The sequence below is a fragment of the Trabulsiella guamensis ATCC 49490 genome (assembly GCF_000734965.1).
Classification (GTDB): Bacteria; Pseudomonadota; Gammaproteobacteria; order Enterobacterales; family Enterobacteriaceae; genus Trabulsiella; species Trabulsiella guamensis.
In genome coordinates this window covers 63,640-73,732 of record NZ_JMTB01000128.1, presented here as the reverse complement: position 1 = coordinate 73,732, position 10,093 = coordinate 63,640, and the positions used below count along the sequence as shown (strand labels likewise).

Genomic DNA, 10,093 nt, shown 5'->3' with positions numbered 1-10,093 from the left:
AAGACCAGAGGCGCTGGCGCTCAAGGTCGTCGGCGGCTATGCGAGAGGGTTCCTGTGGGAGGGTGATTAAACCAGATGACGTTTCGATCAGACCACGGGAAGCCAGCAGTTCGGCTCGGACTTCCGGCGGCAGAACAGAAATATGGTATTCGAATGCTTTGGTTCCGGCGCGCTTGCGGCGCAGTTCGCTGCGGCCTGCAACTAAGGTTTCAAAACGATTGCGTATACCAGGCTCAGTGTTTGGCATTGAATGTAATTCCAAGCCTTCTTTTACCGTAATCCATAATTCGCTCATTTACATGCCCGCCTTTTGAACTGTTTTTTTATAGCGGCTGGGCCAAATATCAATCGGCTTTAGTTCCAGATATTCCGCAATGATCAGTTCTCCTTTCGGCCAGTGATGACGAAATACGTTACGTAATGTTGAATCTGCTAAGCCATTGATTCGAGAAAGCTGACTTGTAGTCATGCCTCTTTTCCTAATCGCTGCCTTGATGTCTTCGGGGTGCCAGTCTTGGCTTTTGGTCATCATTCTGCGATCCTTAAATGTTTACACACTTCGTTTAACTGAATGATTAAACGCTACGTGTATGAGAATGGCACACAAAAGAAAGCATGTAAAGTAAGTGACTTTCTTTTAACTGAGGCGATTAAACCTAAATATCTTAGTTAATTGCTTGATATTTAAAGATAAAAAGAAAAGAAACTTAATAGAAAATAAATTTCTTTTCATATCAAACAAAAAGAAAGGATGAAGGTATGGTCAAAGAATGGGTAACAGTTCAGGAATGCATGGGGATTCCTGGATTCCCTAACACTGCACCGGCGGTACGAAAAAGACTTGAAGACTTAAGCTTGGGGATGGAAGGAAGCAAGAGGAAAAGGCCAGGAACGAAAGCGTTTGAATACAGTACAAAAATTCTCCCTGACTATGCGCGGGCGGTTTTTGCTGAAGGTAAAATAGCAGATGCAGGCGAGCTCAAAGAAGATGAGCATGCTGCTGATTTATTGGAGTTTTGGATAATGATTTTTAAGCTTTTGACGCCTCAACAACAAAAAGACTGCATCGAGCTTTTTAAAAACCGAGGCATCCGAGCACTACTACCAGCAATCTTATATGCGGATGATGGCAAAGAGATTTTCGAACAATGTGATACAGATGAACAGGTTCAGGCCGCGCCTAAGCTGAGCACGCAAGGCAAAGCTGGCTGATTGCTGTGAATCTCAATCGGCTGGCTTCATCTTTGCGCCTCCATGAAGGAATATTTAAACTGTTTTAAATCCTTTTTAACGCGTTGAAATTTTCTGCCTTGCGGTATAAGTCTATATGACAGTAAATGGTTTTGGCGGCGGTTGATCTAAATTTGTTCTGGAAGTGATTTTTTCTGGTGGTACAGTAAACCCTGTAGTTGTGAAGCCTTGTTATACCTGAACTTCCTCCCGTTAATTCCCTTCAATTCCCGGTTATTCCCGCATTCCTCGTTTGATCTACACATCAGTGTCAAGAGTCAACGAAAGCAAACAACAGCGAATGGGTGAACCCGCGATGGCCGAAAATATTGCCGTAGGCGATGCCGAATTTGAATGCCAGCACGTCGGCATCCGGCAGCATCGACAGCGCTATACCTGTCAACAACAGGCGAGGGGGAATAACGCGGGTGCCGAGCCCCAGTCCGAGACAAAGCGGAACCGCAGCATGGGTGATGATGGTTGGCATAGGGGATCATCCGAGGGGAAAAGCATAATATAGCAGCAACCTCAGCGGGATACGCAGAGGGCAAATTCTGAAATCAGGCAGATTCGCGGGCGATAAGCTGCCCTGACAGCGTGATTCGCTGAACCTGCAACTCCGGCTCTTTGAGCTTGCGGATCATCAGTGTTGCCGCCTGGCGGCCAGTCTCTTCGCTGGCGGACGATACATAGGTGAACGATGGCGACGTCAGGTTCACATGCAGCATGTCCTCAAAACCAATCAGCGCCACCTGTTGGGTGAGGAAGACGTCTTTACCCACCGTCCGCCCCACCTGATGAATACCACTGATGGAGCCGATGATTGCGTCCGGCGAATGGCAGAGCAGGGCGGTGATAGTGTTGTTTTTTTCCAGCAGTTGTCGGGTGACGATACTGGCGGCGTGGGTGTCGTCACTGCAGGCCGGGGTGGATTCATCCCGCCAGACCATGCCGTATTGCGACAGCGCACTGTGAAAACCTACCAGACGCTGCTGGCGAATCATGTCATTTTCGCGCCCGCCGATGTAGGCGATGCTGCGATGCCCGCGCTCGATCAGGTAGCGAGTCGCGAGGCTGGCGGCCTGGCGGTTGTCGCGCATCACCAGGTGGCAGTTCTCTTCCAGCAGGGATTGCGATACCACCACCAGCGGCAGCGGACACTGGCGCATTTTCTCCGGCAAATGCAGCGTAGTGGCGTCAGAGGAGAGATAAATAACCCCCGCCACCCCCTGCTGTTTGAACGACAGCAGACAACGTTCCAGATGATCGTCATCATTCAGCGGCTGACCGAGGAACACCATATAACCCTGTTTTTCCAGCTCCTGAACAATGCTGGCCATCACTTTAATCGAAAAGCTGTCGCTGAAGTCACGCAGGATCAGGCCGATGAGATTAGACGTATTTGCGCGTAGATTGGCAGCGGCGACGTTATGAACGTAGCCGAGTTCGGTGATAGCGGCGTGGACTTTCTCGATGGTCGCGTCAGAGATTTTCCCTTTCTGCCGCAGGACCAGTGAAACGGTTGAGACCGAAACCCCCGCCAGTTTCGCGACATCAATAATACTGACTTTCTTCAAATCCACTCCCTGAAAAAGTAAGCTGATCAGCCAGATACCTGAACGTCTCCCGTCGTAACAGGAGACATTCAGCGTATCATTTTCCTGTTATTTGCCAATCATCGTCGACATAGTTTGTGCAATAAATTGCGCTCTGGCGCCAAAAATTACCTGAATGCCGTTATCGCCCACAAACACCACGCCACGCGCGCCGACGCCGTTGAGCCCGTCCTTATCCACTTTCTCGCTGTTCGCGACTTCCAGACGCAGACGGGTGATGCAGGAACCAACAGAATCGATGTTGTGCGCACCGCCGAGCAACGCGATGATTTCGTTCGCTAGTTCGGTATCGGTTTTGTCTTTAGCGTCTGACGTCACCTCGGTACGACCCGGCGTTTTTACATCAAAACGACGGATAACATAACGGAAGGTGAAGTAGTAAATCAGCGCCATCGGAATACCGACAATCACCGCGTTGAGGAAATTGGTCTGGTAACCGTTCAGCGACGGCACGATGCCAAACGACAGATAATCAATAAAGCCCGCGGAGAACGACTTGGCGATGTGCGCATGCAGCAGGAACATGGTCATATACGCCAGACCGGCCATGATGGCGTTAAAGACGTAGAGGATTGGCGCCACGAAGATAAAGGTAAACTCAACCGGCTCAGTGATCCCGGTCAGGAAACAAGTCAGCGCGGCAGAGAACAGAATACCGGAGGCAATCTTTTTGTTTTTGGTGTGCGCTTCGTGATACATCGCCAGACAGGCCGCCGGCAGCGCAAACAGCATCAGCGGGAATTCGCCCTGCATGAACTTACCGGCATTCTGGTACGTATCACTGCTGAACGATTTCACGCCTTCTTCCAGCATTTTGAACCAGATGGTCTGGTCGCCGTGGATCACCTGGCCGGCCTGCGTGGTGTAATCACCAAACGAATACCAGAACGACGGATACCAGATGTGGTGCAGACCCAGCGGGATCAGCGCGCGTTCCACGAGGCCAAAGATGAACGTCGAGGCAGCCTGATTATCGCCGTTCACGATCAGCGACAGCGCATCGATACCGGCCTGAATGTGCTGCCAGATATAAGGCAACAGCAAACCGAGCACGAAAGAGAGACACGCCGTGGCGATGGCGACAAAGCGCTTACCGGAGAAGAAACCGAGGAATTCCGGAAGCTGCATCGCGTGGAAGCGGTTATAGCACCACGCGGCGAGAATCCCACAAATCAGACCGCCGAAGACGCCCATCTGCAAGGTAGGAATACCGACCACCATCGCGTATTTCCCCCCCTGGGACGCCATTTCTGGCGTAATGCCGAGAACTGTACTGATGGTGATGTTGGTGACAAAAACCGATACCGCCGCAGAGAGCGCGGCAATCCCGGATTCTGACGCCAGGCCGACCGCCGAACCGATAGCAAACAGCATTGGCAGGTTGTCGAAGATAACCCCACCCGCATTCATCATCAGCGGAAGATGGAATTTATCTCCGAATGCCAACAGCAAACCGGCGGCGGGCAGTAAAGAAATTGGCAGCATTAATGCGCGACCAATCATCGATAACTTAGACAGCGATTTAACAAAACCTGATATCAGACTCATGCTGATTTCCCCCGAGTGGAGACCCTGATGTGCGCTTTTCACGCGTTATTGTAGTGAGTAGAACGTTATAGTAGAACGTTCTACTTATCGTGGAATAATCTGATATCAGCTGCAACTAAATTTTCACAATCAGGGCAGACGAGTTTGTGATTCTTTGAAGTTGATCGAGAATTAACCGTTATGGTTGTGAGGGGAAACCCTCTCCAGGCGAAGAGGGTTGGAAGGCGTATCAGGCGACGACAGTGATGCTCTGGCCGTCGAAACTGACCGTCTGACCGGCGACAATCTTGCAGCGCTTGCGAGTCTCCACCACGCCATCGACCGTCACCAGCCCATCGGCAATGAAAATTTTGGCCTGAGCGCCACTTTCGCTCCAGCCTTCCAGTTTCAGCAGATCACACAATTCAACGTGCGGGTGTTTACCTAAAGAAAACGTCGCCATCTTACGCCTCCTCCACATCATGATATTCTTCACACGCCTGCAGCGTGTTCTGGATAAGCGTAGCCACGGTCATCGGGCCGACACCGCCCGGTACCGGAGTAATATATGACGCACGCGCAGCGGCATCGTCAAAAATCACATCGCCCACCACTTTGCCGTTTTCCAGACGGTTAATGCCGACATCCACGACAATCGCCCCCTCTTTGATCCAGTCGCCAGGAATAAAGCCCGGTTTACCGACCGCGACGATCAGCAGATCAGCATGTTCAACGTGGTGACGCAGGTTTTTGGTAAAGCGATGGGTCACGGTCGTGGTGCAGCCTGCCAGCAGCAGTTCCATGCTCATCGGCCGACCAACAATGTTAGACGCGCCGATAATCACCGCATTCAGGCCATAGGTATCGATGTTATAACGCTCCAGCAACGTCACAATACCGCGCGGGGTACACGGGCGCAGTCGCGGCGCGCGCTGGCACAGGCGACCGACGTTATACGGATGGAAACCGTCGACGTCTTTATCCGGCGCAATACGTTCCAGCACTTTGACATTATCAATGCCAGCAGGCAGCGGGAGCTGAACCAGAATGCCGTCGATGTCGGTATCTGCATTCAGCGTATCAATAAGTTCCAGCAATTCGGCTTCGGTGGTGGTTTCTGGCAGATCGTAAGAGCGGGAGACGAAACCGACTTCCTCGCAGGCTTTGCGTTTACTGCCAACATAAATTTGCGATGCAGGGTTACTACCGACCAGCACAACAGCCAGTCCAGGGGCGCGTTTTCCGGCGGCGACACGCGCCTTCACTTTTTCCGCAACCTCAGAGCGCACCTGCTGCGCAATCGTTTTACCGTCAATAATCTTTGCTGCCATCAGAGAGAGGATTCCATCTGTCATCAAGAAAAGGGGGATTACGCATATTTTGTCAGAAGCGGGGCGTGATGTCAGTCACCGTTTACGTTTTTATCGTGGGTACTCCTGCTGTCACGCTGTCGGTTGCAATCCCGCATTATTGGTGAGGCTTTTCTTATTCCTCTTTAAGACGTGGCTTAGCGTAATGACAGTCTTTATACGTATTTTGTATGAGTGTGTTGGGTTAATTTATTCGTCGATCAGCGTCGTTATTTTATTCCGGAGAATAATCGCTAATTCATTTAACTGGCGAAGCGATGTACTGCGAATAAATCACTCTCAGCAGGAAGACGGGAGCATTCTGGCGGATATTATTATCCGTTATGGTAAATCACACGGAGCGTACAGGAAGCACGCGACGGATGTGCGTTTTTTCAATTCAAGGAAAACCCATGAAATTAAAAACTCTTGCTGCAGCACTGGTGGCAATGTCAGGTCTTGCAACCACCGCGGCAAATGCAGCGGTAACGTCTGTTAATGGCGGCACTGTACATTTTGAAGGCGAGCTGGTGAATGCGGCCTGTGCGGTAAGCACAACCTCTTCTAACCAGACAGTAGAACTGGGTCAGTACCGCACAGCGTCCTTTACCCAGACGGGGGATACTTCCGCGAGGATCCCGTTTAGCATTGTGTTGAACGACTGCGATCCGACAGTTGCCGCGACGGCAGCTGTTGCGTTTAATGGCCCGGTTGATGCTGACGATAACACCCTGCTGGCGGTGACGTCAGGTGATAACAGCACCACAGCGGAGGGCGTGGGCATCGAGATTCTGGACAACACATCCAGCGTGTTGACCCCGAACGGCGCGGTGTTCTCTGTGGCACAGAATCTGATCCAGGGTACCAACACCCTGCACTTCAGTGCTCGCTACAAATCGACGACTGACACTACCACACCGGGCCAGGCAAATGCTGACGCGACCTTTGTGATGAAGTACGAATAAGGCCATAACGCCATCAGGATGACCCCGGCCTCAGGGAGGAGGCGCGTACAACGACGTGGTGAGCTGATTTATCCCTGAAGCGATAACATTCACCAGTAAAATAAAGACAGGTATGCCGTTATGGACAAGCTTTTCAACCCGGGAATTATTGTCGCCGTTTTATTATTTATTATTTGTTTACCCGCACAGGCAGCAGGCGGAATTGCGCTGGGGGCGACACGGGTTATTTATCCGGCAGAGGCTAAACAGACCTCATTATCTATTACCAACAGTAATGCGAAGGAACGTTATTTAATTAATGCGTGGATTGAAAACAATAACGGACAAAAAGAAAAATCATTTGTCGTCACGCCGCCGCTGTTTGTCAGCGAAGCCAACAGTGAAAACACGCTGCGCATTATTTATGCCGGGCAACCGTTGCCAACTGATCGCGAGTCGCTGTTCTGGATGAACGTAAAAGCCATTCCTTCAGTGAATAAAGAGAACGCCAGCGGTAAAAACGTACTGCAACTGGCGATTCTGTCGCGCATCAAGCTTTTTGTCCGGCCAGCGAATTTGCCGGTGCAGCCTTCGCAGGCGCTGTCGCAACTGACGTTTGCCCGCGCCGGGAATCTGCTGAAAGTCACTAACGCCTCACCGTATTACATCACGCTGGTCAATTTGAATATTGCCGGTAAAAAACTGGAAAACCTGATGGTGGCGCCAAAAAACAATGGTCAGGTGGCGATACCCGCAGGAGCGCAGGGGGCGCTGAGCTGGCAGAGTGTGAACGATTACGGCGCTATCACCCCCGCACGTCGCGTGCAGTTGTAACCGTCATGCCGGGACTCATCATGACTTCTGTCATTCACTCACGTCTGAAGGTGCTGGCGCTGGCGCTGTCCGGTGCCTGCTGGTCATCGTATGGCTGCGCTGAGGATTATTTCAACCCGGCGTTTCTCTCGGACGATGCGGCGAGCGTCGCCGATTTGTCGCGCTTCGAAAAAGGTCATCAGCAACCACCGGGTGTGTATCGCGTTGATATCTGGCGCAACGATGAATTTATCGGTACGCAGGATCTGCCATTTGTGGCGGCGGAAAAAACGGATCCCGCTGCGGGCGGGCTGACACCGTGCGTCGATCAGGCATTAATCACGCGGCTCGGCGTTAACCGCCAGGCCTTTCCCAACCTGACGCAGACGCCCGATGAGACGTGTATTCCGTTGACCACGCGCATTCCCGGTACGGAAATCAACTTTGATTTTGCGTCGCTCAAACTCTCCTTCAGCATTCCGCAAATTGCCATGCAAAACAACGCTCGTGGTTACATTGCGCCGGACGAGTGGGACGACGGGATCCCCGCTGCGCTGGTCAACTACAGCTTCAGCGGCAACCGCGGCACTGAGGATGACAGTTATTTTCTCAGCCTGCTGAGCGGGCTGAATTATGGCCCGTGGCGGCTGCGTAATAACGGAACCTGGAATTACAGCCGCAACAACAGCCAGCGTGAAAGCCACTGGAAGAATGTAGGCACCTGGGTACAGCGCGCCATTATTCCGTGGAAAAGCGAACTGGTATTGGGTGACAGCAATACCGGTAATGACATCTTTGACAGCGTGGGTTTTCGCGGTGCGCGATTGTACTCGTCCGATAGCATGTATCCGGACAGCATGCAGGGCTTCGCGCCGACGGTGCGCGGCATCGCCCGCACGCCTGCCAGAGTGGTGATCCGTCAGAATGGCTATGTGGTGTACCAGAGTTATGTACAAAGTGGCGCCTTTGCCATTAACGATCTGAACCCGACCTCTTCCAGTGGCGATCTTGAAGTGACCGTGGAAGAGAAAGACGGCAGCCAGCAGCGCTACACAGTGCCTTATTCCAGCGTACCGCTGCTGCAACGTGCGGGCCGCGTCAAATTTGATGTGGTGGCAGGGGATTATCGTTCCGGTAACACGCAACAGGAGACCCCGTTTTTCTCGCAGGGCACAGTAATTGTCGGTCTCGATAACGGGGTGACACTCTACGGCGGTTCACAACTGGCGGAAAACTACACCGCGGTGGCCGTGGGCGCGGGTAAAAACCTCGGCGACTGGGGCGCGGTTTCACTGGATGTCACCCACGCGCGTAGCACGCTGGTGGATGACAGCACCCACGAAGGGCAATCCCTGCGTTTCCTGTATGCAAAATCACTGAACCGCTTTGGCACCAACTTTCAGCTACTCGGCTATCGCTACTCAACAAAAGGCTTTTACACGCTCGACGACACGGCCTGGAGAACGATGAGTGGTTATCAGTATGACGACAAGGATAAGGACGCTGATGGTGTGCCTGACGTCATCAGCTACCACAATCTGACGCTCAATAAAAAGGGGCGTTTTCAGGTCAATATTTCACAGTTGCTGGGCGATTATGGCTCGCTCTATTTTTCCGGCAGCCAGCAAAGCTACTGGGGAACCCACGAGACCAACACCTGGTATCAGCTGGGTTATTCTGGTGGCTGGCAGGGGATCAGCTACTCGCTGGCGTGGTCGTGGAACCGCGCCGTGGGGATTCCCGGCACCGATCGTATCGCGACCTTTAATCTGTCGATTCCGTTCAGTTTGTTCAGTCACCATGGCTATCGTCGCGATACTGCGCTTGACCGCGCTTATGCCACCGTTGCCGCCAGCCGTAACAGTGACGGGCAAAACAGCTGGCAGAGTGGCGTCAGCGGGACGCTGCTTGAGGGGCGCAACCTGAGCTATAGCGTGACGCAGGGCCATTCCAGCACTAACGGCTACACCGGCAGCGCCAGCGCTAACTGGCAGGCAACGTACGGTACGCTGGGCATGGGCTACAACTATGACCGCGATCAGCACGATTTCAACTGGCAATTGTCGGGGGGCGTGGTCGGCCATGCTGATGGTGTCACATTCAGTCAGCCGCTGGGCGATACCAATGTGCTGATCAAAGCGCCTGGCGCGTCCGGCGTCAGTATTGAAAACCAGACCGGGGTGAAAACCGACTGGCGCGGCTATGCCGTCATGCCGTACGCCACTGTTTATCGCTACAACCGCGTGGCGCTTGATACCAACACCATGGGAAATAACACCGACATTGAAAATAACGTCAGCAACGTCGTGCCGACAGAAGGCGCCGTGGTGCGCGCCGCATTCGATACCCGCATCGGCGTGCGGGCGCTGATCACCGCCCGTCGTGGCAACCAGCCCGTGCCGTTCGGCGCGATTGTGCGCGAAACCCAACGCGGCATGACCAGTATGGTGGGCGACGACGGACAGATTTACTTAAGTGGTTTGCCGCTGCGCGGTGAACTGTTGATCCAGTGGGGAGAAGGCGCGAATGCGCAATGCCGTGCGTCATACCATCTGCCTGACAAGAGCCTGCAACAGGCGATCACACTCACGGAGGTTCGCTGTGATCGGTAATG

At 52.7% G+C, this 10,093-nt stretch carries 10 protein-coding genes and 1 pseudogene; 4 read left to right on the top strand and 7 right to left on the bottom strand.

Going from position 1 to position 10,093, the window contains the following annotated elements:
• Positions 1 to 295, bottom strand: a 295-nt coding sequence (locus GTGU_RS24080; protein ID WP_051857435.1) for a DNA-binding protein, incomplete at its 3' end; no start/stop codon positions are given.
• Entirely contained in the window at positions 296 to 532 is a 237-nt protein-coding gene (locus GTGU_RS22880; protein ID WP_038163132.1) for a helix-turn-helix domain-containing protein, read from the bottom strand.
• Positions 533 to 759: 227 nt separating this feature from the next.
• Between GTGU_RS22880 and GTGU_RS22875 the strand changes: the two genes are divergently transcribed.
• Positions 760 to 1,212 carry a MerR family transcriptional regulator gene (locus tag GTGU_RS22875; protein ID WP_051857434.1) on the top strand — a complete coding sequence of 151 codons (453 nt, stop codon included), beginning with the start codon at positions 760 to 762 and terminating at the stop codon, positions 1,210 to 1,212.
• 298 nt (positions 1,213 to 1,510) lie between these two features.
• Here the strand turns inward: GTGU_RS22875 and GTGU_RS22870 are convergent.
• The 5 genes and pseudogenes from GTGU_RS22870 to folD all read right to left on the bottom strand — a co-directional run.
• A pseudogene (locus tag GTGU_RS22870) lies at positions 1,511 to 1,717 on the bottom strand (metal-dependent hydrolase); the annotation flags it as partial.
• Between the two features lie 73 nt (positions 1,718 to 1,790).
• Positions 1,791 to 2,807, bottom strand: coding sequence for a Mal regulon transcriptional regulator MalI (malI, locus tag GTGU_RS22865; protein ID WP_038163129.1), 1,017 nt, complete (start codon positions 2,805 to 2,807; stop codon positions 1,791 to 1,793).
• 87 nt (positions 2,808 to 2,894) lie between these two features.
• Complete coding sequence (locus GTGU_RS22860; protein ID WP_038163126.1) at positions 2,895 to 4,394, bottom strand: PTS transporter subunit EIIC; 1,500 nt, start codon at positions 4,392 to 4,394, stop codon at positions 2,895 to 2,897.
• Between the two features lie 229 nt (positions 4,395 to 4,623).
• A complete protein-coding gene (ybcJ, locus tag GTGU_RS22855; protein WP_038163123.1) occupies positions 4,624 to 4,836 on the bottom strand; it encodes a ribosome-associated protein YbcJ in 213 nt (70 codons plus the stop codon).
• Between the two features lies 1 nt (position 4,837).
• A complete protein-coding gene (folD, locus tag GTGU_RS22850; protein WP_038163120.1) occupies positions 4,838 to 5,704 on the bottom strand; it encodes a bifunctional methylenetetrahydrofolate dehydrogenase/methenyltetrahydrofolate cyclohydrolase FolD in 867 nt (288 codons plus the stop codon).
• A 431-nt stretch (positions 5,705 to 6,135) separates the two neighbouring features.
• Here folD and fimA point away from each other — a divergent pair, with 431 nt between their 5' ends.
• From fimA to GTGU_RS22835, 3 genes are all read left to right on the top strand, one after another.
• The gene (gene fimA, locus GTGU_RS22845) at positions 6,136 to 6,687 is read left to right on the top strand and encodes a type 1 fimbrial major subunit FimA (protein ID WP_038163119.1); all 552 of its coding nucleotides are present in this window, start codon (positions 6,136 to 6,138) and stop codon (positions 6,685 to 6,687) included.
• Between the two features lie 120 nt (positions 6,688 to 6,807).
• Entirely contained in the window at positions 6,808 to 7,500 is a 693-nt protein-coding gene (fimC, locus tag GTGU_RS22840) for a type 1 fimbria chaperone FimC (RefSeq protein WP_038163118.1), read from the top strand.
• A gap of 20 nt (positions 7,501 to 7,520) precedes the next feature.
• A complete protein-coding gene (locus GTGU_RS22835; protein ID WP_038163117.1) occupies positions 7,521 to 10,091 on the top strand; it encodes a fimbrial biogenesis usher protein in 2,571 nt (856 codons plus the stop codon).
• The last annotated feature ends 2 nt before the right edge of the window (positions 10,092 to 10,093 follow it).